This window comes from Vibrio paucivorans (assembly GCF_054053395.1).
This window is the reverse complement of sequence record NZ_CM133231.1, coordinates 132,364-156,218: the sequence shown is the minus strand read 5'-3', so window position 1 is coordinate 156,218 and position 23,855 is coordinate 132,364. Positions and strand designations below refer to the sequence as shown.

The following is a 23,855-nucleotide window of genomic DNA, read 5'->3' as shown; positions in this document are numbered from 1 at the left end:
AAGCCGTTAACTAACCACTTCAATATCCGTTTGAGGAACGCAGCAACACGCTAACGCAACCCCCATGTGTTTTTCATCGTCTTGTAGAGCTGGGACATCTGGTTGATGCACCTTGCCTGACTCAACCGTTACTTTACATGCACCACACAAGCCTGCGCGACAAGTATGAGTAATGGCAACCCCCGCTTTCTCGGCTTGTTCTAACAACGTTTCTTGGTTATTTCCTTCAAAGACAGTGCCGTTCACACTCAATTGCACCGACTTAAGCGGTGCCGTTGAAATTTGAGCAACACCAAACGCTTCCTGATGGTAGTGATCCTCTGGCAACCCTTTCTTTAGCAGCAAGTTTTTGGCTTTTTGCATAAATCCATCTGGGCCACACACAAATACTTGTCGCTTTTCAGCATCTTTAATCTGTTTGATGTGAGATAAGCTGATGCGACCTTTCAACCCAAACCAATCGATTGGAGCTTGAGATAATGAAATCAACACTTTCAGTCCAGGGTGCTCACGCTTCAACTGGTCAAGTTCCTCCTTACAAGGAATATCTTCTGCGCTTCGGCATTGGTGGTAAAAGACAACATCGTCTATTTGATTATGGTCTGCCAAGTATCTAAGCATTGAAAGCATCGGAGTGACACCACTGCCCGCCGAAAGCAACAACAGTGGTTGATTCATGTCTTCACTCAAATGAAAACTGCCATCTGGCATTTCTGTGGTGAGCGAGTCGCCCACTTTAAGATGGTCGGCCAGCCAGTTTGACACGCGGCCACCGTCAATACGCTTCACCGATATTGCCAGCCGTCCAGGGCGTGATGGGCTTGATGATAGCGTGTAACGGCGTCCAACACGCTCACCATCAATCGTTACTTCGATTGGCAAGTGTTGTCCTGGCTGATAGCTAGGTGTTGAGGAGTGCTGAGGTTCTAGCCAGAAAGTCACAAAATCTTTGGCAATTTCTTCACGTTCTACACATGTCATTGTCAGCTTAGTTGGCGAGGTATCTTGGTAAACTTCTTTGTCTTTATATTCGAGGACTTCAATCTCGTCCCCCGCTTGTATTAGGCCCTCGTTCTTCGCAACAAGGTTTTGCCCAAAGAATACCCCACCACGTTCATTTGCTCTAAATTGGCTTAAGGTATTGAGTGGCTCTTTGCTTTCTCTGAATGCACCTTTCTCAACATCAACGGTTGTTAGAATGCAACGTTCACACGGCTTTACGCTTTCGAACTCGACTTCACCTATGCGAATTCGCTTCCAGCTGTCTTCAATAAACGGCTCACTTCCACTCACTACTAGGTTAGTACGAAATTGGTCCATACTGTGCTGTTCTGGGCTACGACGGTTCAACTCATCTAACGAAGCCTCACTGATTACCAATACTGGATAGCCGTCTGCGAAGCTCACATTGTGTCCAAGCTTGTCACGAACACGCTGAGATTGCTCACCGGTATAAAGTAACTCAACACGTTGACCGAGCACTTCGCTGAACCAATCGTCCGCTTCATCGGTCGTTGTAAACGCTTCAAAAGTGTCTTTCCACACCGTGGCTGGCGCAGGCTGCATTTTGAAAGATGAGTAACTCAGTTTCAGAGGTGATAAATTAGGAGCGGTAAAGATCAATCCATCCGCTAGCAAGGTCGATGTCACTTTAACCATCTGAGGAAACTTACGAGCTGTGACCATACTGCCATCAGCCAACGCGACCATGAATCGTCTATCAAAAGCCAATCCTTGCTTCTCAACCCAAGAGGTAGAAAGTGAAATTCCTCCAACAGACTTAACTGGGTAGACATTAATTTGTGTGAGCTTAGCTGTCGACATTGCTGATCCTATTGTATTTTTTTATTGATGCGCCATGATAATGCATAATCCGACTCAAAGGGGAAACAGTTGAATAACAATTGGTTGTTTTTTCTTTCGAACACGGCCCTCTCCAATCAAAAACTAAAGAGACTTGTTATGAATGATACTAACCGCCTACTGATGATCATCTTGTGTGTAGTGATTCCACCTTTCGCTGTATTTGTCTCAAAAGGGTTTGGTAAAGACTTCATTATCAACCTTATCCTAACACTGATTTTCTTTGTTCCAGGCATGATCCACGCACTTTGGTTAACACTAAAATAACCAGTAAACTAAACGCTAATTTCCCGCTGTTTCAAAAATAGGATGAAATCAGAGGGGTTTTCCTCTATCATCCTGTCGCCTAAACGGAAGCGTTTGCTTTCACAGATTTCGCTTCAGTTTAGGCTCCAATCAGAAAACTATTCAATGGTGGGAGCCCTTAATGACAACACTTACGATCACTCGTCCTGACGACTGGCACGTTCACCTTCGCGATGGCGAAGTTCTTGTTGATACCGTACGCGACATCAGCCGTTACAACGGCCGAGCGCTAATCATGCCAAACACCGTCCCACCAGTTACCGATACTGAAATGGCTATTGCTTACCGTGATCGCATCATGGCTCAAAAACCAAGTGAGCAATTCCAACCTTTGATGGCGCTTTACCTCACCGATAACACATCACCTGACGAAATTCGCAAAGCTAAAGCTTCTGGCGCTGTTGTCGCAGCTAAGCTATACCCAGCTGGCGCGACTACAAACTCAGATTCAGGCGTAACGTCTGCCAAGAACATCTACCCAGTTCTTGAAGCAATGCAAGAAGTTGGGATGCTGCTCCTTGTTCACGGTGAAGTCACCACACACGATGTTGATATCTTTGACCGTGAGAAGGAGTTCTTAGATACCGTCCTGGCTCCAATCGTGAACGACTTCCCTGAGTTAAAAATCGTTCTTGAGCACATTACGACAGCCGATGCAGCAAACTTCGTGAAGAATGCGAACGAGAACGTTGCAGCTACTATCACGGCTCACCACTTACTCTATAACCGTAACCACATGTTGGTTGGTGGCATTAAACCTCACTTCTACTGCCTACCGATTTTGAAGCGTAACACGCACCAACAAGCGCTGATTGAAGCGGCAACAAGTGGCAGCAGCAAATTCTTCTTAGGTACTGACTCAGCTCCTCACGCGAAAGGCATGAAAGAAGCGGCATGTGGCTGCGCTGGTTCGTATACTGCACACGCAGCATTGGAGCTATACGCTGAAGTATTCGAGCAAGAAGGTAAGCTAGAAAACCTAGAAGCGTTCGCAAGTCACAATGGTCCTGACTTCTATGGTATCCCTCGCAACCAAGACACTGTGACGCTAACGAAAGAAAGCTGGGCAGTCCCTGAATCAATGCCTTTTGGTAGCGACATCGTGGTACCTATCCGTGGTGACGAGGCAATCGAGTGGACGGTTAAGTAACCTTTCTTCGAGTTAACCAATAATAAAAAAAGCCGCTGAATCAGCGGCTTTTTTATGCATTTACTTATGAACTCAATCACTGGATAGCGTTAGATTTTATCGAGCAATCTATCTACCCAAGTCAGTTCTCCGAAAGCAATAAAATCGTAGATAGAGAAAAAAACCGCGCAGATAATCGCAAGCTTTAATAAACGATAAACAATAAACATCGTGGATTCCTTGATAAAAAAAGCCGCATGCGCGGCCTTTCAAAATACTATGCACTCATATCATTTCTGTACGAGTGTCCAGGGTCTGTTGACCTTTCGTGGTTAAATTTCCCACAAAGTGCTGCAAAAATCAGCTCGAAAGATCAACAGACCCTATAAGCCTTAGTGGATTGGAGTATCCGTCTTTGCGTAGAACTTGCCGAAGTACTGTTCCATCACTTCTGGAGTCAGTTTACCTTCTGCTTCAAGCTTCTTAAGCTCTGCAACCACAGCTTTTTGCTCTTCAAGTGATGGAAGCTTAACTTCAGGCTCTTCAGTCATTTGCTGAGACATCGCTTCTAGTTCTTTTTCGAAATCACTCATTGTACTTACCTTCAAATAATAACTACGGCAAAGTTTACCTATTTTCACCGTTCGGATCTACATTCCAGCTCGTTGCCACCCATCCATTCAACTTGTAAAAAGTCCCCGAAAGCCTCATTTACAAAAACTAACTTTTCTAAACTAAAACCCTTGGAACAAAGCTCATAATCCCCATATCCTAATTAACTGATAGATAAGGCAATATGATTGAATAAAACCTAACCAAACGATTAGGTTTACAGCATTCTTTACGGAACTTTTTACCTTACTGACTCACTAATTGAAAAATTAGGAGATAAATACTCATGAATTCTTCAGCATTACAACAACTACAGCACTACCTACAAGGCCAAGTGATCGGTCAAGCCGACCTAGTAAAACAACTGCTTGTCGCTCTACTCGCTGATGGCCACATCTTAGTAGAAGGCCCTCCTGGGCTTGCAAAAACTCGTGCTGTGAAATCTTTGGCCGATTGTATTGAAGGGGATTTCCACCGCATTCAGTTTACTCCTGACCTACTTCCAGCTGATTTAACTGGTACCGATATATTCAGGCCGGAAACCGGTGAGTTTGTGTTCCAGTCTGGTCCAATTTTCAATTCACTGCTTTTGGCAGATGAAATCAACCGTGCTCCGGCGAAAGTTCAAGCTGCGATGCTCGAAGCCATGGCTGAAAAGCAGATCACAGCAGGTCGCAAGACTTACAAATTACCAGAGCTCTTTCTGGTAATGGCAACTCAAAACCCCATTGAGCAGGAAGGCACGTACCCGCTTCCAGAAGCGCAGCTCGACCGTTTCTTACTACACCTAGACGTGAATTACCCAGACGCTCAAAGCGAGTTGGAAATCCTTCGTCTCAACCGCGGTGAAGCGAAAGGTGAAACAAGTACAACACCACCAAAGCTGACTCAGACCGATATTTTTGCTGCCCGCCAAGAAGTGCTCAACATCCACATGGCTGAAAGTATTGAGCAATACATTATTCGCTTAGTGATGGCGACTCGCCAACCTAGTGAATACGACAGTACTCTAGCGCAATGGATTGAACTTGGTGTAAGCCCACGTGCGACTATTGCTCTAGACCGCTGTGCACGCGCTCACGCTTGGCTTGCAGGCCGTGACTTTGTCTCCCCTGAAGATGTTCAGGCCATGGCGTTTCCTGTGCTTCGTCACCGCCTCCTACTCAGCTATCAAGCGCAAGCAGAAGGTGTTCACCCGAATCAAGTGATCAATCAACTTCTGTCACTCGTGGGCAGTGCATGAATTGAGTAACAACATGGATTCAAAACTTCCACCAAGCACTGATGGCGTGACATTGTCACTCGATGAACTGTTGTTTTACAAACAACAAACTGTTCATTGGTTACCGCCAGCCAAAAGTTTATGGTCTCAAATGCTCGGACAGCACCAAAGTCGCAGGCTGGGTAGAGGCATGGATTTCGCTGAAGTACGCCAGTACCAAGCAGGAGATGATATCCGAAGCATTGACTGGCGAGTCACCGCGCGCACGGGTAAACCTCATACTAAATTGTTTACCGAAGAACGAGAAAAGCCAGTCGTTCTCTATATCGATTTGTCTTCCAGCATGTTCTTTGGGTCAAAGCTACTTTTGAAATCAGTTCAAATGGCCCATATGGCAAGCCTGATTAGTTGGCTATCCGTCGCTAATCAAGACCGAGTCGGTGCAGTCATAGACACTGGCAGCCAGTTACTGGACATTAAGCCAAGTGCTCGCAACAGCGGTCCGTTACAAATCATTCAACAGCTCGTCACTGAGCACAATAACCTTCTTAATCGAACCGCGGTAACAGAAGCAACCTCAATGGCGCCCGCTTTTGAAGCACTTAATCGGCTATGCCCGAAAGGAAGCGAAGTGATTTTGCTGAGTGATTTTGTTCGCTTTAGTGAAAGCAACCAAGCTCTATTGGCTCGCCTACGACAACACAACCTCGTTCGAGTCGTACATTTTTCAGACCCTTTGGAACAGGGAGTAACAAACTACCGAGGAATACAACAAGTCGCGGATAAAGAGAAAACGCAGTGGTTTGATTTTTCTTCTCGCGCAACAAGAAAACAGCTCGCTAATGCCTATATGAGTAAAGTGAAGGCCTTTCAGGAGATCTGCCAATCACACGGCATCACCTTTACCTCATTGGCAAGTGACCAACCATTATTACAACAATTATCTGGACAACATTAATGAAGGAATCATCAGACTCAACGCTACCTACTCTCGAATTACCATTGAAGGCATTGCATCTTCCAGACGCACCTTCTTGGTTCCCCCTTGCATGGGGATGGTGGGCATCTTTTGCGGCAATCATTGTGGCGATACTCGCTGTCGTATTGCTTATACGCTGGAACAAAAAGAAGCAGGCTCCGAAGAAGACCGCACTTCGCTTGCTGAAACCTTCACATACTGCAGTAAAACCGTCTGCAGCTATCGAGCTCGTACGTCAAGCTGCTTTGTGCTACTTCCCTAGGGAGCAAGTAGCACAACTTACCGGAAAAGAATGGTATGCATTTTTGGACTCTCAACTCACAGATCCTCTTTTCCAACCAAATGAACACCAATGGCAAGCAGCGCTTTACCAAAAAGACGCAGTCGAAAACCCTGAAGAACTGGTAGAGCACTGCTATCAGTGGGTAAATGACGCTTTGCCGCCGAAGAAAGGGAGAGCCAAGCTTGGCTAATTTTGCACTTGAATGGTGGTGGGTACTAGCTGTGCTTCCGCTGCCAATACTCATCTATTGGCGAGCGCCGGCAACGCGCCAAACCACGCCCATTCATTTGCCCTATTTGCCCCAAAGCGAAGGAAAAACCGCCCCTAAAAACTGGGCGGCCCGACTATTAGCTGCCCTAATTTGGGTATGCCTAGTCGTTGCCTCAGCAAGGCCAGTTTGGTATGGAGACCCCATTACCGCCCAACCTAAGCACCGCGATGTCATGTTGGTAGTGGATTTATCTTACTCGATGAAACAAGCCGACATGAAACAGGGTGATGAATACATCGATCGCCTGACAGCAGTAAAACAAGTGCTGTCAGAGTTTATCGACAAACGAGAAGGCGACCGCTTAGGGCTGGTTTTGTTTGCCGATCATGCCTATCTGCAAACACCACTCACCCTCGATAGGAACACCGTTGCCGATCAACTCAACCAAACGGTATTGCGCTTAATAGGAACCCAAACCGCCATTGGTGATGGCATCGGACTGGCCACCAAAACCTTTATTGACGGTGATGCTCCACAACGAGTCATGATTTTATTGAGTGACGGCAGCAATAACGCTGGTGTACTTGATCCAATCGAAGCAGCCAACATCGCCAAGAAATACGGTACAACCATTTATACCGTTGGCGTTGGAGCTGGCGAAATGATGGTAAAAGATTTCTTTATGACGCGAAAAGTGAATACGGCCGAAGATTTAGATGAACAAGCATTGACTAAAATCGCCGACATCACTGGCGGGCAGTATTTTCGAGCTCGCGACAGCCAGGACCTAGCCCAGATCTACGACACAATTAATCAGCTTGAACCGGTTAGCCAAGCAACACAAACCTGGCGTCCGCAAACCGAATGGTTCCCATATCCATTAGGGTCAGCATTGGTGCTGTCACTGGTACTGATCGTATTAAGGAGAAATCATGTCTGACTCCACTTTCGTCATGCCAACTTCTCTTGGTGAACTATTCCTAAACCCACAATGGCTGATTGCATTGATACCCCTAGCGTTACTGTTAGCCTGGGTGTTTTTCAGCGACAAATCGCAGCAACTTGTTGCTCCCCATTTAGCCAAAGCTATGGGGATTGATAACACAACACGCTCTAAATGGTTTGTATCTCTAACCACAGGTTCACTTGTCTTAGCGGTTATCGCTCTCGCGGGGCCAAGTTTTGAAAAGTCTGAACGACCGAATTTTGCAGCGGCCAATGGCCGAGTGTTAGTGGTTGATATGTCAATGTCGATGTATGCCAAAGATATTAAGCCAAATCGATTGACTCAAGCTCGGTACAAAGCACTCGATCTACTTCGCGGCTGGAATGAAGGTGTCACTGGGCTCATCGCCTACGCAGGGGACGCATACACAATCAGTCCAATGACCTCTGATAGCCACACTATCGAAACATTGGTTCCTAACCTCAAGCCCGAACTCATGCCCTACCCGGGTGCAAATGCGGCCAATGGTGTTGCGCTCGCGATAGAGATGATGACTAATGCTGGGCTTTCGTCCGGCCATATTGTCTTGCTCGCCGACGACTTAGATGATAACGAAACAACTGAAATTACATCGCTATTACAAGGTACAGATTGGAAACTTTCCATTTTGGGCGTGGGTACTCGTGCGGGTGCACCGATTGCACTGGAAGACGGCTCACTACTCAAAAGTGAATCAGGAAACACTGTGGTCGCAAAAACCAACTTTTCTAACATGAAAGATTTAGCAAACCGTGTTGATGGCTTCTTTACACCAATTCGCCGCACCAATGACGATGTGAGCAGTATTTTGAATCGCACACAAATCTCTGCACTCGATGACTCCGCAATTAAAGGCCAAAGCTCGAGTTCAGAGCGAGTTAACAACGGCTACTGGCTACTTCCTCTTCTGCTGATCCCAGCTGCGTTAATGTTCCGCAAAGGTGTTATCCTCAGCCTTATGCTGGTGTCGGTACCACTGCTTACAACACCTTCAGCAGAAGCGAGCCCTTTCCTCAATAGCAATCAAAGCGCAATGAAGAGCTTTGACCAGCAAGAGTATCAAAGTGCCAGTGACAAGTTTACCGATCCCGCATGGAAAGGCGCAGCTCAGTATCAAGCAGGTGACTTTAAAGGTGCGATCCAAACCCTCTCTCAGCTCGAAGGAAGTGACGTTCAATATAACCTTGCAAACGCATACGCACAGGATGGTCAATACGACAAAGCCATTGAGCTGTATGAACAACTGCTGGTAGCTAACCCAGATAATCAAGATGCCAAGAGTAACTTAGAGGTAGTTCGACAAGCTCAACAGCAACAGCAACAGCAACAGCAACAGCAACAGCAACAGCAACAGCAACAGCAACAGCAAAATTCTGACGGCGAGAATTCCGAAGAACAACAAGATTCTCAGCAACCATCTGAAAAAAAAGAGCAACAAGGCAATAGCGCTCAGGATCAATCTGGTGAAGATAGTCAATCTGGAGACAGCAAACAGACCCAAAACAGTGACGAAGCTGATCGCTCCTCACAAGAGAGGTCTCAGCCTAACTCAGTAGACAAAGACTCCGCTCAAACAAACCCACAGCCTAGCGATCCATCTAAAGAGTCAGCACAACAAGACTTGTCCGAACAAAACTCCCAGAGCAACCAGTCACAAACGGATGATTCCAACGAGCAAAATACTGTATCGCCAGAGCTCGCTCAAACATCACCGCAAAATAGTAGCGAAACACAAGATGGCCAGACCGCGTCATCAGCGATGGGAGATCAAGAATCCGTCGCACCAGAGATTAGACGCTTAGAACAAGTAGAAAGTGCTCGTGATCCAAGCCGGTTATTACAAGCACAGATGCTACTGCAGGCTAAACAGAAACAACCACCGCAGGATACAGGTAAAAAATGGTAACGATGAAATTACACAAAAGCCTAATGGCGGCTTTATTATGCGCGATGGCGTTATTTAGTGTATCCAGCCAGGCAGCAACCGCTTGGGCAACGGTGAGCAAAAACAAAGTCGCTAAAAACGAAGTGTTTCAGCTAAGAGTCGTGGTTGATGAAAAAGTATCCTCTAGCGACATCGATTTCAGCCAGTTAGAAGACGATTTTTTCATCAGCAGACCAAGCTTCGGAACATCCGTCAACATCATTAACGGTGAACGTAATGTGCGAAGCGAATGGAACATTTCACTTGCCGCTCTCAAGTTAGGGACGCACACCATTCCAAGCTTTTCGGTTTCTGGAACTGAGTCTCAGCCGATCAACATTACCGTCGTCATGGATCAAGATACGCCTGATGTCTCTGAATTGATCGAGCTACAAAATCACCTCGATAAAACGCAGCTTTACCCAAGCGAAAGTGCGATTTTGAAATCTCGCCTGATCATTAAGGCTGACCCTCGTCGATTACAAAACCCTAAGGTCGTACCACCTTTAATAAAAGGGATGACACTAACCGCGCAAGGTGAACCAAACCAGTACCAAAGCGTGTTAGATGGTGTTGAAGTGACCGTGCTTGACCAAACGTACCGAGTTACGGCACTAGAGTCAGGAACCTACACTCTAAATGCGCCAGCCTTCAATGGCGCTGTTGTGTATGGAAACAACCATACGGGCACTACTAAGCTGATTTCTGTCGATACCAAGCCAGAGCAGTTTGAAATCACAGTTGAACCCAAACCAAGTCAGTATCAAGGTTTCTGGTTACCGAGCTCTAAACTAACGCTATCTCAGGTTTGGAAAGATCAAGATGGCAATCAAATTGACCCTAGCACTCCATTTAACACCAGCGTTGGTGAATCACTGACAAGAGAGGTCTCACTGTCTATCGAGGGGCTAACATCCGAACAATTCCCGAATCTAGTCACTCACTATCCAGACAGCATTCGCTTGTACACAGAGAAGCCACACTTCTCTACCAATGATGATGGCCTAGTGACAATGACCATCAAGCAGGTGCTGATCCCGCAGCAAGCTGGTGAAGTTCAACTGGATAACCTCAGCGTTAATTGGTGGCACAGCCAAACTAAAACACCGAAAACAACCAGCATAACTGGGTTGGCATTAAACGTGGAACCAGGTGATGCGCTCAATGCCATTGCCCCAACCTCTACGCCGCCCACCCAGCAACCAGTCAAAATTGAAACGGTGACGGTAAAAGACAGTGGTGTTTGGCCTTATCTCACTGCCTTGTTTGCCGTGCTTTGGCTAGCCACACTAGTGTACTTTTTAAAACAACGTAAAGCGCCAAAACAGGAAGAACAGCGCGCTCCTTACCCTTCAGACGATAACCTCACAGCACTAAAAGAAGCGTTACTGCGCAAAGATGTTATTCAAGCTCAGCTTTACGGCCAACGTTGGTTACAGTCGCAGCAAAATTTAAGCTCAGAAGATAAAGCTGAATTCGAGAGCGCTTTAAGCCGTCTGGCCAGTACGTTTTCTACAACACCATCTGAAAACGACACTCAGACGTTGTTAACAATGCTCGAAGCACTAGAAAAACAAACTCGATTCAGCAAAGCCTCAAAAGAGCATCTCGCCAAACTATAACCACACTTCAGAGCCAAGGTAATACTATTTACCTTGGCTCTAATCTACATAAAAGTTACTACCATCAAGTTCTAATGTAGGAGTCACTGCTCTATACACAATTTTGAGCACAAATCTTGTCTATACTTCTATCGGTAACATAGATTACTCAATGCGCGATTAATCAGCATAAAAGCAAATAACACAACTCTTGAAACTAACGTCAGAAGCCTTAATTTAAAGGTGGTCTCACTATGGCGGATAACTTTCAGATTCAGCTCAAAACTGCACTCATCCTACCGTTTGTCTGTGTCTTCTTTGTAACGATGAGCATAATACTCTGGTTTCAACAAACCAGTTATGAGTCCATGCTTAGCAATATCAGTGAAAAACGCCTTAATGCTCTCACTCACGCCGTCGATTTAGAATTAGATCATTTCCTCAAAGAGCCGTTCAACGCCGGCTATGCACTAAGCCATGCAATCAGCTTTAACTCTTTGTATCAACCTAATGACATGCAGCGAATCGAGCAATATATGTTAGAAAGTGCTGAGGCCATATATAACAAAATAGAACACCTCGACGTAATCGCTTTTGGTAGCGAGGTCGGTGATTTTGTCGGCTTTCGGAAAGAGGCAAACAGTGGTCAAACGTTGATGCTACAAGACAGTCGTACTAACCAAAACTTAGTCATATACCGTGGTAAGTCGATCAGTCAGGACATACGTTCAACATTCGAAGGATATGATCCCCGAACAAGGCCTTGGTATGAACCTGTCGCAAAATCAAAATCTCCAAAGTGGTCTTCTATCTACGCGAATGTCGATGAACGCAAAGACGTGACGCTCTCTGCGTTGTCGCCAGTATACACACAACGAAAATTCAGCGGCGTGGTCGTTCTCGATATCAAAATCGACACATTCAACTCTTTTCTCGCTGAGCAGCAAAATCTCACCGATGCATTCATCTATATTTTCGACAGCAATCAACAACTCGTCGCGCACTCTATTCAGTCGTCAATATTCTCCGAAAGCAACCGCGCCAAGCTAAGCGAAAGCCCAAACGCGGTCATTCAAGGTGTGAGCAATAAGATAAATACTCCTAACAGCATGCTCGAAAACGCTCCTTTATCATTTGATATGGTATTGAACAACGAACGTTACTTTAACCACATAACACCATTTAACGACGAAAACGGGCTAAGTTGGTACATCGGTGTATCAATTTCCGAAAGTAATCTATTAGGAGCTCTTGCTGAAACACAGGAAAATAGCTTGTTTGCGGCACTCGCAGCAGGCGTTATCGGCCTACTGTTAGGATTCTACCTTTTACATCAAGTGGTGCTACCCATTATCTGGACGGCTAAAGCGGCCAATAATCTTGCAAAAGGCGACTGGGATTGTCCCCTACCTAAACGCGGAATCATTCGAGAAACGAACGTTTTACTGTATTCATTCCAAGAAATGGCGACACATTTACAAGCTTCGTTTAAAGCCCTCAGAGAACAAATTGTGTATGACAGTCTGACTAAGATTTACAGTCGACAGGGTTTTGCAGAGAAGTGTGACTCACTTGAACCCGCTCTTGGCTGCCTAATGATAATTGGCTTAGATAAGTTCCGCGAGGTCAATGACAATTTGGGACACTATCATGGTGACCAAATACTGAAGATCGTCGCAGCACGCCTTAAATCTTTGTTCGACGGTTCAAACCACTACATGGCAAGAGTGGGAGGAGATGAGTTTGCGTTGTTTCTCCATTGCGAGTGCAGTGAAGACGTCAATAGATTGAATGCAAACCGTATTCTTCAGTTGTTCGCTTCCCCCATTTCTACTGAGGGAGAACAAACTCTAGTTCATGCGTCGATCGGCATGGTAAACGTCAATGATCAAGAAAGTATGTCGATATGGTTAAGAAAAGGGAGTATTGCTCTAAGTCACGCTAAGTCAAGCCCCACCAAAATAAGCCAATACGAGTTGCAAATGGATCAAGCCTCGAGACAAAAGATGCAACTGGTTCCACGCATTAAAGATGCATTGGACAATAATGAGTTCGTCCCTTTCTATCAGCCACTTATTGACCTTAAAACCCATCAGTTTACTGGTGCCGAAGCGCTCGCTCGCTGGATAAGCCCTGAGCACGGGTTGATTTCACCGCTAGAGTTTATTTCAGTGGCTGAAGAATACGACCTAATAAACGATATTGGCTTGTGTATCCTCGAAAAGGCATGCTCTGACACCGTTAAAGGTATCGATGAAGGCAAGTTTCCTTCTAATTTTCAGCTTCATGTTAACTTATCTGTTAAGCAACTCGCGATGCCCGACTTTGTCCCAACGCTCGAAAGTGTCATACGTAAAACTCGAATGAATCCAGTGCAATTGTCGCTAGAGATCACCGAGTCGAAGTTGATTGACAGTGACCACGTTACCATTCGAAACATGCATGCAATTCGTAAACTTGGAATTGGCATTGCAATTGACGATTTCGGCACGGGCTACAGCTCACTGTCGTACATTCATACCTTGCCATTCAATTGTTTAAAGATCGATAGAGTCTTTATCGAGAGAATGAACGCAGATAACGCGAAACACTCTTTGGTGAAAACCATCATTGATATGTCGACCACACTCGGGTTTGAAATCATTGCAGAAGGGATAGAAACAGAGCAACAATCCCAAGCGCTTACCCGCCTTAATTGCCCGCTTGGTCAAGGGTTCTTATTTGGAAAACCAGTCCCCTACTCAGAGTGGAGCGATGTACCGCTCAACGCGAAACGGACCGCTAGCTGATTTCACGGTGCATTAGCTGAGTCTATCCACATTCCAGATGATTCCAACACAGCAACCAAGTAAAAAGGAGACCAACTGTCTCCTTTTTACTTTCCTAACGGCTGAGGTATTAGCTTTGTAGGGCCTCATCTTTTACTAAACCTACGCACTGGTTTCTGCCCTGATCTTTGGCTTTATACAGCGCTTTGTCGGCGTAACCATACAGTAAATCGAAGTTAAACTTGTCTGGCGACAACTCCATATAGGTATAACCTATAGACACCGTTAAATACTGACCTACCGGGCTTGTTTCATGGTTAATTCGTTCTACTTCAATACACTGACGAATGCACTCAGCAAGATCGGAGACTTCTTGTTCCGATTTATTCGCAACCAACAGCACAAACTCTTCACCACCGATACGACAAAATACTTCATGCTCCAGAGAGGTATGGTGCTTCAAGATATTACCAACTCGCATTAAAGCAATATCACCTTCTAAATGCCCATAGTGATTGTTGAACAAACCAAAGTGGTCGAGATCCAGCAAGATCAGTCCATAGGTCCCCTGTTGCTGGCTTCCCCCCATGCATTGCGACTCTAACAAATGTTCCAACATTCGGCGGTTACCCAAACGCGTCAGTGGGTCCATTTTGGCGAGTAGTTCAAGCTTTTCATTGGCCTCTTGAAGCTGCTTGGTACGGCTTTTTACTTCTCTTTCTAGATTTTCGTTCAACTCATGAATGGCCTCTTGAGCTCTAGTTTTCAATAAAACTTCAGTCACATTAGAGGCAAACATACGAATCACTTCGCGTAGCTGAGAAGTCAGTGGTGTTCTCTTTAACAAGTTATCAGCGGCAATAAAAGCAATGGGTTCACCGGTTGCACTGGTGAGCATGGTCATGGCTGTCCAGCCAAAACCCACAATATTGAAATCATGGTAAATCGGTACTGACTCTTCAAATACCACCTCATTTGGGTTAGCGCGTGCCATTGTCACGATAGAGCGGTCATGGGTTTCTGAGCTGTAATAGGACTCATCAACAATATTACCTTGGATATCCGTACCCCAAGTTCCTTTCATATAAGTACATTCGGGGTTGGTTAGGAAGACCGCTAAACGGTCGATACCTAGCCGGTTAATTGCAAACATCACCGCCGAACGACACACCTCTTTGGTGGTCATACAGCGAGACAGTTCCACCATACTAGCGTGTAGCATACGAACGTTTTGTTCTTGACGTTTACGGATATAAATTTGGGAGAGTTGCAGACCAAACGCTTCTAGCGCTTGTTTTTGATAAGGCGTTATTGGGTGACGGTTGATAAAGTTATCGACGCTGATCCAACCTATGGTTTCATTACCGTCACGAAGAATTAGCATACCGTTCCACCCCTGACCGACAACATTGCCTGCGGTGTACAAGGGAGCGTCTTCTGCGATAACCACACTCCTAGAGTCATCAAAAATGGCTTCTATATATTCCTCTTCTAATTGGTGTAAATCGTACTGAGTATGATGTTCGCTAATGGTTCGGCCTTGCTCATCGGTGCCGTAAGTACCACTGAAACAACGCTTTTTCATATCAAGTAACATGAATACGGCTCGGTCAAACTTGAGCTGTTCTCGCACCGCTTCAACCGCTTTTTTATATAGCTGATCAAGAGTTTCTGGATTAGCCATATCTGTCGCGATCTCTTGCACCAGTTTCATGTTATCAATGAAGTGCTCGCGCTGTTTGATTTCATCTAAGTATTTCGCTTCACGAATATCACGGTTTTTAAATTCGCGTGAGGCCTCTCGCTCTGCACGTACGCACTGCCAACGCGAAGCAATGAGCATTAAGAAATCTAAACGACCTGATTGCTCAAGCCGAGTAAAGGTGTCTCTGTCTGCAGCCTCTATGACTAAGAAAGTGCGCATATCGGGATGGTTATCCAGCATGAAGATAAAGGATTCACCACCCATTAAAGATAAGTAATCCCACTTGCAAGTATTAATAGCAAGTGGCAATACGCTATCGGAGGTATCAAACTGAGCAGCCCAGTTCCAAAACGTGTCTGGGTATTTAGCAATAGATGTGCATTCACCATGAGTGAAAAGTAGTTGCCCAGAAGAGTGCATGCTAGGACTGACAATCACACTCGCGGCTCGTGGAGAAAGCAGATCATCAATAGAAGCGAACATCAAATTAGCGAGATAACGAAGGTTTCTAGCTGAAGAGATCTGCTTTAAAAGAACGCGAGAGTACATGGTGCTGACCTAGCTGTTGGTATAATTTTTAATAAAAAATTAGTCAACATTTAATATGCAATCAACACAACACCCTAGCCACTGTTAACCCCGCCGCAAAACACCATTTTTAGTTCCTACATTCTTGAGACGAACGACATTTATTAGACCTTGTTTCCATAATTTTCATCAATTTGCACAATCTTTATACTTCTATAAATTCGCTAAAGCTCACCGTTTTGAGTCTTACCTTTGCCCATTAGAAGCGGCGTGACGTAAAATAGTAAGGAAAGCAGTACAAACCTATCGCGTGTTATGAAAGCTCTAATTGTCACCATTTTATGTCTATTTTCTATCAACAGCTTTGCGGCTGTGGACCTTGTTCAAATCGACAAGTCAAAACGAAGAATGTATTTAGTAAAAGACGAGCAAGTCATTCGCGAATTTCGTATCGCTTTGGGCGCAAATCCCAAAGGACACAAAGTACAGGAAGGCGATAACAAAACCCCAGAAGGTCGATACAAACTCGACTTTGTTATCGAAGACTCCGCATTTTACCGCTCTATCCATATAGACTACCCAAACCAAAACGACATCATCAAGGCCGAAGCATTAGGAGTCGCCCCTGGTGGGGACATCAAAATACATGGCATTAAAAACGATGACACTCGACGACCAGAGTTTATTCAAAGCTTTGACTGGACCAACGGTTGCATTGCAATCACTAACGAAGAAATGGATGAGTTTTTGGAGTTGGTTGAAATGGGAACACCGATTGAAATTGAGTGGTAAATCAGCCCATTTCGTTGTTTCTCTATACATTACGGCTCAGCCACATGACAGGATGCGAACTGAGCTGCAATAGTAATTACACCGATTTAATAAAGGTGCACCGTCAATCGTTCATTGCAATTAAACGGCGGTAGATTCTTTAAGAGTCAACATCCCTTCCGTTACGATGAAGTCAATGATGGTATCTAAGCCTTTACTCTCTTTTAAGTTGGTGAACACATAGGGTTTAGTAGGACGCATACGCTGTGTGTCTTGTTCCATTACCTCAAGCGACGCTCCAACATATGGTGCTAAATCGATCTTATTGATAACCAACAGATCAGATCGTGTGATACCCGGCCCGCCTTTACGTGGGATCTTCTCCCCTTCCGCCACGTCAATCACATAGATGGTGAGGTCGGCGAGTTCAGGGCTGAATGTCGCACTTAGGTTATCGCCACCACTCTCAACGAACACCACATCGAGATTCTTATGTAGCTTGGCAAGCTCTTCTACAGCAGCAAGGTTCATCGATGCATCTTCTCGTATCGCCGTGTGCGGACAGCCGCCCGTTTCTACACCGATGATGCGGTTAGGTTCCAGAGCTTCTGCTCGAGTGAGTATTTTGGCATCTTCTTGTGTGTAGATGTCATTAGTAACCACGGCAATGTTTAGCTTGTCGCGAATAGCCTTACATAACACTTCTAATAACGCTGTTTTACCAGACCCTACCGGGCCGCCAATACCAATTCGAAGTGGTTGTTTATAACTTTCCATTGTCTACTTCCTTAAATTTTCCCTACCCTTCGTTCGCGCCACCTGCTACGAACGAAATAGTCGTGTGTATTGTGTTTCGTGCAATGAACTGGCGAGGGCCATTGATGGTGAGAAGCTCCCTATCATCCAATCTTCTATCGAATGCGCTTTTTCAATCATTTTTGGAAACGTGTTGGTGATATTGATTAAGGCCAGCTGGCCATCGGTTTGCCCTAACGGGACCAACTTAACCCCTGCAGTCACCATGTTTTCAACCCAACTCCATAAGTAGCCTTGCTTGAGGCTTTCAAGATCAATCCCCCAGTATTGAGCCGCTATGCACATTCCCAACAGTTGGTTTGGATGACTATCAATAGACTCAGCCATTGATATATCGATCTCTAACTTTTTTAGTAAGGTGTTTAATGCCTGGCCTCGCTGCTTTTCTTCTGCTCGCAATTCACTGGTTTCACGGCTTGAGTACAAGTAGTTACACCAATGCTCGAGCTCATCGAGTTCGCCTGCTTCTAAAGCATGATAAAGGCGCTCTAAGATAGGTAGTTCCAATGTCGCAACACTCGAACTAACAACAGTATTGAGCCACTGCTCCATGCTGTTTCGGTCCTTTACCCACCCAGCTTCAACCGCGAATTCCAAGCCCTGTGAATAGGTGAAACTTCCAATCGGCAATGATGGGCTGATTAGTTGAAACAAACGATAAATAGCGACATTTTCCGTTGTGGTCATGTTAGTGCTCTCTTTCTTTTGAATCGAAAAGTCCGAGAGCCTATACGCCTAACAGCAATGCAGCGCTTGCTGACGCCACAGCGACTGACAACCATTTAGAGTAAACTGCACGACCGATAAAAGTCCCCATAGCCATTAATGCCATCGCGCTGATGCTCATACCGATTGTGAATTGAGTTAAGTTGCTCGCGGCTTCAACACCGTGCGCATAGCCATGGAAAAACAACATAGCAATGGAAGCGGCCAATACGCTGGTGACACGCTTGGTAGATGGCGAGAATACGTACCATAAACAGAGGCTTATCACGAATAGAGAAGCGATAATAGCTGGTTCAACAATCACCGAGAAGCCTAGTGTTTGGCCTGCAAAAAGCCCCACTACCAACGACGCCAATCCCGCTCCAATTAAGGTAGCTTTTATCTTAGTTGAGAACGACAATGCACCAATTAATAAGCCGAAAGCGATCAGCATGATAAGATGATCCATCCCTGTCACAGGGTGAGTTAAGCCAGACATGAATGAATGAGGGTCACTCACGGAATGGGAACCATGCCCTGGGTGAGCGAACGCCAATGTTGATGTTGTTAGAGAAGCGATAGTTAGTGACGCTGTTGTTAACTTGCGTAAGCCTGTAGCAGTTTTCAATTTCATCGCGAATTCCTTGCGTTAATTTGTGTCTCTTTTCTATGAGAAAGTGTTGTTATTGGAAAATGTTTCTAATGCGTACTCAGTACAGTGCGTGACCAGATTCAGCCGTACTCATTATTTAATGATGGTGATGATGACCACCAGAGCGACCACCATAGGCACCGCCTTCTGGCTCAAAAGGTTGCTTTTCTGTCGTCACTTTCGCTCCCAAGCCTTCAACCATTTCATCTAAAACATGGTCGTGTTGGTAGCGAACCCAGCCAGCTTCGACTTGCAGCGGAACGTGACGGTTACCAAGGTGGTACGCCACTCGAGTAAGCAAGTGGGAATCTTCGCAGTACACTGTGGAAACGGTTTCGGGAGCGGCTTTCACTTCTACGACTAAGCCGCATTCACTAGAGAGTTGTTCACCTCCACGCAAAATATGCCCTCGTGGTAGGAACAGCCCTGCATCTCGGCCATCATCAAGAGTCACTTTAAGGCGACTCTTGATTCGACTATCGATCGGTAGGCTTAGAAAGCCATCGGGAGCCGTGTTCGACTCCGCTTGAATTTGAGTAAGTTCAATCATGCTATTACCTCAATCTCCTTATGATATTTATAACGTTCAAAGTAGGTTCGCTAAAATAAGAACCCTCCGCCATTGGCAAAAATATGCCCTCAGCGAGTGCTAAAACAAAAAGTAACGCTGCGCCATTGGCAACTCTTCAGCTGGTTCGCACGTCAACAACTCACCATCAGCACGCACTTGATAAGTCTGCGAGTCCACCTCTATCTTTGGCATCCAGTCATTGAGCTTCATGTCAGCTTTGCTGATGTTTCTACAATTGCTCACCACACCAATCAGACTTTTTAACCCCAATTGCTTATCAATGTTCTGTGCTTTGGCTTCCTTAGAAACAAACAGCATCGATGTGTTCTGACATGCTTTACCATAGCTACCAAACATAGACCGGTAATGAACAGGCTGAGGGGTCGGAATAGAAGCGTTTGGGTCACCCATTGGCGCCATAGCGATCATGCCTCCTTTCAAGATCACACTCGGTTTCACACCAAAGAATGCTGGTTTCCACAACACCAAGTCTGCCAACTTGCCTTCTTCAATAGAGCCGATTTCATGCGCCATACCGTGCGTAATTGCTGGATTAATGGTGTATTTGGCGACATAACGCCTTAAGCGGAAATTATCGCTGTAGTCTGAATCCTCTTTTAGGCTCCCACGCTGCACTTTCATCTTGTGTGCAGTTTGCCAAGTACGAGTGACCACCTCACCAACCCGCCCCATTGCCTGAGAGTCCGAAGCGATCATCGAAAACGCACCTAAGTCATGAAGAATGTCTTCTGCGGCAATGGTTTCACGGCGAATACGAGACTCCGCAAAGGCAACATCCTCAGCAATCGATGGTGAAAGGTGATGACACACCATCAGCATATCTAAATGCTCATCGACCGTATTGACGGTGTAAGGTCGTGTTGGGTTAGTTGAAGACGGCAATACATTCGGCTCGCCTGCAGCGCGGATAATATCGGGAGCATGTCCCCCGCCCGCACCTTCAGTGTGATAGGTGTGAATCACGCGCTCTCCGATAGCGCCAAGGGTCGATTCAACAAAGCCCGACTCGTTCAAAGTATCGGTGTGAATCGCAACCTGTACGTCCATTTCATCTGCAACAGCCAAACAATTATCGATAGAAGCAGGCGTGGTTCCCCAGTCTTCATGCAGCTTTAGGCCCACTGCACCTGCGGCTACTTGTTCTCGCAGAGCCTCAGGTTGGCTCGCGTTGCCTTTTCCTAATAAACCAAAGTTCATTGGAAACTGGTCGAGAGATTCCAGCATACGGTGCATGTTCCAAGGCCCCGGTGTGCATGTCGTCGCGTTAGTACCCGTATTTGGCCCAGTGCCCCCACCTATCATAGTGGTTACGCCAGATGCCAAAGCTTCTTCAATCTGCTGTGGGCAAATAAAGTGGATATGTGAATCAATGCCACCAGCAGTGAGTATCGAACCTTCGCCAGCCAAAATTTCGGTGCCAGGGCCAATGACAATATCGACACCGGGCTGAACATCAGGGTTGCCTGCTTTACCCAATGCGTGAACGCGGCCATCTTTGATAGCGACGTCAGCTTTTACGATGCCCCAGTAGTCCAGCACGATAGCATTGGTGATCACCAAGTCTGGAGTTTCGGCACTTGGACGCTGACTTTGCCCTTGCCCATCACGGATTACCTTACCGCCACCAAACTTTACTTCGTCTCCATAGACGGTGTAATCCTTTTCAACTTCTAGCCATAAATCGGTGTCAGCGAGGCGCACACGGTCACCGATCGTTGGCCCAAACATTTCGGCATACGCCTGCTTGGATATCGTCGCCATGATCAATCCTTTGTCGTTTTAGTTATTTCTGTGAATGGGCTTAGAGCTTGCCCATCACTTTCCCTTGGAAGCCGTAGATCTCTAATTTTCCGGCATAACGCACCAATTCAACGCTACGCGACTGACCCGGCTCAAAGCGGGTTGCTGTCCCAGCAGGGATATTAAGTCGAAAGCCTTTGGTCGCCTCTCGGTCGAAGATAAGCGAAGGGTTTGCTTCATAGAAATGATAATGAGAGCCAATTTGTACCGGACGATCGCCAATGTTCTCGACCTTGACAGATGTCGTGTCTCGCCCTTCATTTAGAGTGATGTTACCCGCAGCGGTTTCAACCTGCCCGGGAACTAAGCCTGAATAATGTTTTGGGGAACCAGCCATACTACTCCCCCTTACACGATAGGTTCATGAACGGTCACCAACTTGGTGCCATCAGGGAAAGTTGCTTCAACTTGCACATCTGGGATCATGGAAGGGACTCCCTCCATGACGTCATCGACGGTAAGAAGTGTACGCCCAAAATCCATCAGTTCCGAAACGGTTTTACCTTCTCGAGCACCTTCTAAAATAGCACTGCTGATCAGCGCTATTGATTCTGGGTAGTTCAGTTTTAAGCCTTTTAGTTTGCGCTGTTGCGCCAGCATTCCTGCGCAAAAGATAAGGAGTTTATCTTTTTCTCTTGGTGTTAATTCCATTTAGCCGCCCGCTGTTAGTGTTGTTCTCTTAGTGCTCAAAAAATGGAGCACTAAGTGGGATTCAAACACAGCAAGCTTGAACGCATCTGACTAGAAAGGAGAGCGGCGCTTCTTGAAAACAAAGCTAAGTCGCCCAGATCCTCGGTAAATCAGGAGTGGTACCACACAAGTGAGAACGCGTAGCTTGCCAAACTTGTCCAAAGGCTTGAAGGATATCTTCACTCCAATTGCCCAATGCTCTTATTACAATCAATCCTTCTATTTGTGTAGCGCCCAATATTAATGCGGGCTCACTCGAATTTTTTGATGTAACTGCTTGCTGTTTAATAGATAAGAGCAAGCTCTGTACCAACTCTAAATCTTGCTGATGATCTGAGGTAATATAAAAGGTGCCCATCATTGAAAAGCCAAGTAAACCCATATCTATCAGTAAGTTATCGCCACCATGAAAATCAAACCCTTCCGTGAGTAGCCTTTGGTTATCTAGGTAGATTTCCGTTTTCCCCACTAAATGACCATGCTCAAATCCCTCATTCTGTGCAGGCCTTCCAAAACAGTGCATCTCCCACCCCCAAAACTGTGCACCTTTTTCTAGATGGATTTCAGTGTCTAAGCGAACGTGAGCATTCGGGAAAAAAATGTTCTCTTGGGGCATCCACTCTAAACGAGCCCCTTTCTTCACTCGAAGCGTTTGCTTCTGCTTGGCGTACTTGTTATTTGAACGATAGAACTTAGTTGCCCCTGGAGTGGTGATCAACGCATGAGCACTATTCTCAACGGTCGCTTCAATATTCAGAGTGTCACCACCTACGACTCCCCCAGGAGGATGGAGCAAGTAGGTATGACACGTCTTCCTATCAGGGTATAACGGACGTTGCACCGCCAGTGGGCCCGATTGCTGACGATGCTTTAATACTGTTCTATCACCACGGTCTGCAAAGGTGAGATTTAATTCGGCTTGCCAACCGTCCCGAATATCTTGTTCAATGATCTCATTCAGAGGCAATGATTCAGCTTGGGTCGTATCCCCTGCTTTACTCAAAGAATAAATAGTGTTCATACGGTTAAGTACTCCTTAATCAGAGACTCATCGAGCCTTTTCATTTCACCTTCCGCGACCTGACGACCTCGGTCGAGAATACAAAACCGATCGCCCACCTTTCTCGCAAAGGGCAACTTCTGCTCGACAAGCAACACCGTAAGCCCCATCTTTTCGTTGAGCATACGAATGATATCGCCAATTTCCTGTACGATATTGGGCTGAATCCCTTCTGTGGGTTCGTCCAAAATCAATAGTTTTGGATTGACCACCAAGGCACGACCAATGGCTAGCTGTTGTTGCTGACCACCAGATAAGTCACCTCCACGGCGATGCAGCATCTCTTTTAACACAGGGAATATCTCGAATATAAACTCTGGGATTTTACGGTCGCCTTTGTCTCTAATTGGCAACCCAACTTCCAAGTTTTCTTGAACAGTAAGCATCGGGAAAATCTGACGCCCTTGAGGAACATAGCCTATCCCTTGTCGTGGACGCTCCTCGGCATCAGATTTCAGCAGCGATTCACCAAATAAAGAGATATCACCACTTTCAACCTTAACGAGCCCCATGATGCATTGAAGTAACGTCGTTTTTCCTACACCATTTCGTCCCATTAACACCGTACATTTCCCTTGTGGGATCTGCATATTCAAATCCCACAAAGTATGGCTCTCACCGTAATACTGATTAACTGATTTAACCTCTAACAT

The 23,855-nt window shown here is 45.8% G+C and carries 22 protein-coding genes; 10 read left to right on the top strand and 12 right to left on the bottom strand.

The window, feature by feature from the left end:
- Nucleotides 1-6 precede the first annotated feature (6 nt).
- Nucleotides 7-1,824 carry an MOSC N-terminal beta barrel domain-containing protein gene (locus tag ACXABW_RS15840; RefSeq protein ID WP_457526096.1) on the bottom strand — a complete coding sequence of 606 codons (1,818 nt, stop codon included), beginning with the start codon at nt 1,822-1,824 and terminating at the stop codon, nt 7-9.
- 138 nt (nt 1,825-1,962) lie between these two features.
- Between ACXABW_RS15840 and ACXABW_RS15835 the strand changes: the two genes are divergently transcribed.
- Together ACXABW_RS15835 and pyrC are read left to right on the top strand one after the other, a co-directional pair.
- Entirely contained in the window at nt 1,963-2,130 is a 168-nt protein-coding gene (locus ACXABW_RS15835) for a YqaE/Pmp3 family membrane protein (protein ID WP_252033816.1), read from the top strand.
- Between the two features lie 160 nt (nt 2,131-2,290).
- A complete protein-coding gene (pyrC, locus tag ACXABW_RS15830) occupies nt 2,291-3,319 on the top strand; it encodes a dihydroorotase (RefSeq protein ID WP_457526094.1) in 1,029 nt (342 codons plus the stop codon).
- Nucleotides 3,320-3,690: 371 nt separating this feature from the next.
- Here pyrC and ACXABW_RS15825 read toward each other — a convergent pair whose 3' ends face one another.
- Nucleotides 3,691-3,891 carry a restriction endonuclease subunit S domain-containing protein gene (locus ACXABW_RS15825; RefSeq protein WP_252033812.1) on the bottom strand — a complete coding sequence of 67 codons (201 nt, stop codon included), beginning with the start codon at nt 3,889-3,891 and terminating at the stop codon, nt 3,691-3,693.
- 305 nt (nt 3,892-4,196) lie between these two features.
- Here ACXABW_RS15825 and ACXABW_RS15820 point away from each other — a divergent pair, with 305 nt between their 5' ends.
- The 7 genes from ACXABW_RS15820 (at nt 4,197) to ACXABW_RS15790 (ending at nt 13,904) form a co-directional block, all read left to right on the top strand.
- Nucleotides 4,197-5,153 carry an AAA family ATPase gene (locus tag ACXABW_RS15820; RefSeq protein ID WP_457526092.1) on the top strand — a complete coding sequence of 319 codons (957 nt, stop codon included), beginning with the start codon at nt 4,197-4,199 and terminating at the stop codon, nt 5,151-5,153.
- A 13-nt stretch (nt 5,154-5,166) separates the two neighbouring features.
- Nucleotides 5,167-6,090: a DUF58 domain-containing protein gene (locus ACXABW_RS15815; RefSeq protein ID WP_457526090.1), complete on the top strand. Its 924-nt coding sequence runs from the start codon at nt 5,167-5,169 to the stop codon at nt 6,088-6,090.
- Nucleotides 6,090-6,584: a DUF4381 domain-containing protein gene (locus ACXABW_RS15810; protein ID WP_265687209.1), complete on the top strand. Its 495-nt coding sequence runs from the start codon at nt 6,090-6,092 to the stop codon at nt 6,582-6,584. The genes ACXABW_RS15815 and ACXABW_RS15810 overlap by 1 nt, the downstream gene beginning before the upstream one ends.
- Nucleotides 6,577-7,545 (top strand): vWA domain-containing protein, encoded by a 969-nt coding sequence (locus tag ACXABW_RS15805; protein WP_457526088.1) that lies wholly within the window; start codon nt 6,577-6,579, stop codon nt 7,543-7,545. Before ACXABW_RS15810 ends, ACXABW_RS15805 begins: the two co-directional genes overlap by 8 nt.
- The gene (locus ACXABW_RS15800; protein WP_457526086.1) at nt 7,538-9,496 is read left to right on the top strand and encodes a VWA domain-containing protein; all 1,959 of its coding nucleotides are present in this window, start codon (nt 7,538-7,540) and stop codon (nt 9,494-9,496) included. The genes ACXABW_RS15805 and ACXABW_RS15800 overlap by 8 nt, the downstream gene beginning before the upstream one ends.
- 2 nt (nt 9,497-9,498) lie before the next feature.
- A complete protein-coding gene (locus ACXABW_RS15795) occupies nt 9,499-11,136 on the top strand; it encodes a BatD family protein (RefSeq protein WP_457526084.1) in 1,638 nt (545 codons plus the stop codon).
- A 233-nt stretch (nt 11,137-11,369) separates the two neighbouring features.
- Entirely contained in the window at nt 11,370-13,904 is a 2,535-nt protein-coding gene (locus ACXABW_RS15790) for a bifunctional diguanylate cyclase/phosphodiesterase (protein ID WP_457526081.1), read from the top strand.
- Between the two features lie 109 nt (nt 13,905-14,013).
- Here the strand turns inward: ACXABW_RS15790 and ACXABW_RS15785 are convergent, their stop codons facing one another.
- The gene (locus ACXABW_RS15785) at nt 14,014-16,137 is read right to left on the bottom strand and encodes a sensor domain-containing diguanylate cyclase (protein WP_457526079.1); all 2,124 of its coding nucleotides are present in this window, start codon (nt 16,135-16,137) and stop codon (nt 14,014-14,016) included.
- A 294-nt stretch (nt 16,138-16,431) separates the two neighbouring features.
- On the opposite strand from ACXABW_RS15785, the gene ACXABW_RS15780 reads away from it, so the two are divergent.
- A complete protein-coding gene (locus ACXABW_RS15780; protein WP_457526077.1) occupies nt 16,432-16,908 on the top strand; it encodes a L,D-transpeptidase family protein in 477 nt (158 codons plus the stop codon).
- A gap of 120 nt (nt 16,909-17,028) precedes the next feature.
- Here the strand turns inward: ACXABW_RS15780 and ureG are convergent, their stop codons facing one another.
- The 9 genes from ureG to urtE form a co-directional block, all read right to left on the bottom strand.
- Nucleotides 17,029-17,664: an urease accessory protein UreG gene (gene ureG / locus ACXABW_RS15775; protein ID WP_457526075.1), complete on the bottom strand. Its 636-nt coding sequence runs from the start codon at nt 17,662-17,664 to the stop codon at nt 17,029-17,031.
- Nucleotides 17,665-17,709: 45 nt separating this feature from the next.
- Nucleotides 17,710-18,390, bottom strand: a complete 681-nt coding sequence (locus tag ACXABW_RS15770) for an urease accessory protein UreF (protein ID WP_457526073.1) — start codon at nt 18,388-18,390, stop codon at nt 17,710-17,712.
- A 40-nt stretch (nt 18,391-18,430) separates the two neighbouring features.
- A complete protein-coding gene (locus ACXABW_RS15765) occupies nt 18,431-19,042 on the bottom strand; it encodes a HupE/UreJ family protein (protein WP_457526071.1) in 612 nt (203 codons plus the stop codon).
- A gap of 115 nt (nt 19,043-19,157) precedes the next feature.
- The gene (ureE, locus tag ACXABW_RS15760; RefSeq protein WP_457526069.1) at nt 19,158-19,610 is read right to left on the bottom strand and encodes an urease accessory protein UreE; all 453 of its coding nucleotides are present in this window, start codon (nt 19,608-19,610) and stop codon (nt 19,158-19,160) included.
- 99 nt (nt 19,611-19,709) lie between these two features.
- Complete coding sequence (gene ureC / locus ACXABW_RS15755; protein WP_457526067.1) at nt 19,710-21,413, bottom strand: urease subunit alpha; 1,704 nt, start codon at nt 21,411-21,413, stop codon at nt 19,710-19,712.
- A 40-nt stretch (nt 21,414-21,453) separates the two neighbouring features.
- The gene (locus ACXABW_RS15750) at nt 21,454-21,789 is read right to left on the bottom strand and encodes an urease subunit beta (RefSeq protein ID WP_252033787.1); all 336 of its coding nucleotides are present in this window, start codon (nt 21,787-21,789) and stop codon (nt 21,454-21,456) included.
- 11 nt (nt 21,790-21,800) lie between these two features.
- Complete coding sequence (gene ureA / locus ACXABW_RS15745) at nt 21,801-22,103, bottom strand: urease subunit gamma (RefSeq protein ID WP_265687195.1); 303 nt, start codon at nt 22,101-22,103, stop codon at nt 21,801-21,803.
- A gap of 124 nt (nt 22,104-22,227) precedes the next feature.
- The gene (locus tag ACXABW_RS15740) at nt 22,228-23,163 is read right to left on the bottom strand and encodes an urease accessory protein UreD (protein WP_457526064.1); all 936 of its coding nucleotides are present in this window, start codon (nt 23,161-23,163) and stop codon (nt 22,228-22,230) included.
- Nucleotides 23,160-23,855 carry an urea ABC transporter ATP-binding subunit UrtE gene (gene urtE, locus ACXABW_RS15735; RefSeq protein WP_252033781.1) on the bottom strand — a complete coding sequence of 232 codons (696 nt, stop codon included), beginning with the start codon at nt 23,853-23,855 and terminating at the stop codon, nt 23,160-23,162. Before urtE ends, ACXABW_RS15740 begins: the two co-directional genes overlap by 4 nt.

What these genes read in the sequence shown, in the direction of transcription:
- ACXABW_RS15740 (WP_457526064.1), bottom strand. Translation starts at nt 23,163, where the DNA reads ATGAACACTATTTATTCTTTGAGTAAAGCAGGGGATACGACCCAAGCT.
- ACXABW_RS15835 (WP_252033816.1), top strand. Translation starts at nt 1,963, where the DNA reads ATGAATGATACTAACCGCCTACTGATGATCATCTTGTGTGTAGTGATT.
- ACXABW_RS15795 (WP_457526084.1), top strand. Translation starts at nt 9,499, where the DNA reads ATGAAATTACACAAAAGCCTAATGGCGGCTTTATTATGCGCGATGGCG.
- ACXABW_RS15790 (WP_457526081.1), top strand. Translation starts at nt 11,370, where the DNA reads ATGGCGGATAACTTTCAGATTCAGCTCAAAACTGCACTCATCCTACCG.
- ACXABW_RS15750 (WP_252033787.1), bottom strand. Translation starts at nt 21,789, where the DNA reads ATGGCTGGTTCCCCAAAACATTATTCAGGCTTAGTTCCCGGGCAGGTT.
- urtE (WP_252033781.1), bottom strand. Translation starts at nt 23,855, where the DNA reads ATGTTAGAGGTTAAATCAGTTAATCAGTATTACGGTGAGAGCCATACT.
- ACXABW_RS15825 (WP_252033812.1), bottom strand. Translation starts at nt 3,891, where the DNA reads ATGAGTGATTTCGAAAAAGAACTAGAAGCGATGTCTCAGCAAATGACT.
- ACXABW_RS15770 (WP_457526073.1), bottom strand. Translation starts at nt 18,390, where the DNA reads ATGACCACAACGGAAAATGTCGCTATTTATCGTTTGTTTCAACTAATC.
- ureC (WP_457526067.1), bottom strand. Translation starts at nt 21,413, where the DNA reads ATGGCGACGATATCCAAGCAGGCGTATGCCGAAATGTTTGGGCCAACG.
- ACXABW_RS15810 (WP_265687209.1), top strand. Translation starts at nt 6,090, where the DNA reads ATGAAGGAATCATCAGACTCAACGCTACCTACTCTCGAATTACCATTG.
- ACXABW_RS15785 (WP_457526079.1), bottom strand. Translation starts at nt 16,137, where the DNA reads ATGTACTCTCGCGTTCTTTTAAAGCAGATCTCTTCAGCTAGAAACCTT.
- ACXABW_RS15840 (WP_457526096.1), bottom strand. Translation starts at nt 1,824, where the DNA reads ATGTCGACAGCTAAGCTCACACAAATTAATGTCTACCCAGTTAAGTCT.
- ureG (WP_457526075.1), bottom strand. Translation starts at nt 17,664, where the DNA reads ATGGAAAGTTATAAACAACCACTTCGAATTGGTATTGGCGGCCCGGTA.
- ACXABW_RS15815 (WP_457526090.1), top strand. Translation starts at nt 5,167, where the DNA reads ATGGATTCAAAACTTCCACCAAGCACTGATGGCGTGACATTGTCACTC.
- ACXABW_RS15820 (WP_457526092.1), top strand. Translation starts at nt 4,197, where the DNA reads ATGAATTCTTCAGCATTACAACAACTACAGCACTACCTACAAGGCCAA.
- ACXABW_RS15765 (WP_457526071.1), bottom strand. Translation starts at nt 19,042, where the DNA reads ATGAAATTGAAAACTGCTACAGGCTTACGCAAGTTAACAACAGCGTCA.
- ureE (WP_457526069.1), bottom strand. Translation starts at nt 19,610, where the DNA reads ATGATTGAACTTACTCAAATTCAAGCGGAGTCGAACACGGCTCCCGAT.
- pyrC (WP_457526094.1), top strand. Translation starts at nt 2,291, where the DNA reads ATGACAACACTTACGATCACTCGTCCTGACGACTGGCACGTTCACCTT.
- ACXABW_RS15780 (WP_457526077.1), top strand. Translation starts at nt 16,432, where the DNA reads ATGAAAGCTCTAATTGTCACCATTTTATGTCTATTTTCTATCAACAGC.
- ACXABW_RS15800 (WP_457526086.1), top strand. Translation starts at nt 7,538, where the DNA reads ATGTCTGACTCCACTTTCGTCATGCCAACTTCTCTTGGTGAACTATTC.
- ureA (WP_265687195.1), bottom strand. Translation starts at nt 22,103, where the DNA reads ATGGAATTAACACCAAGAGAAAAAGATAAACTCCTTATCTTTTGCGCA.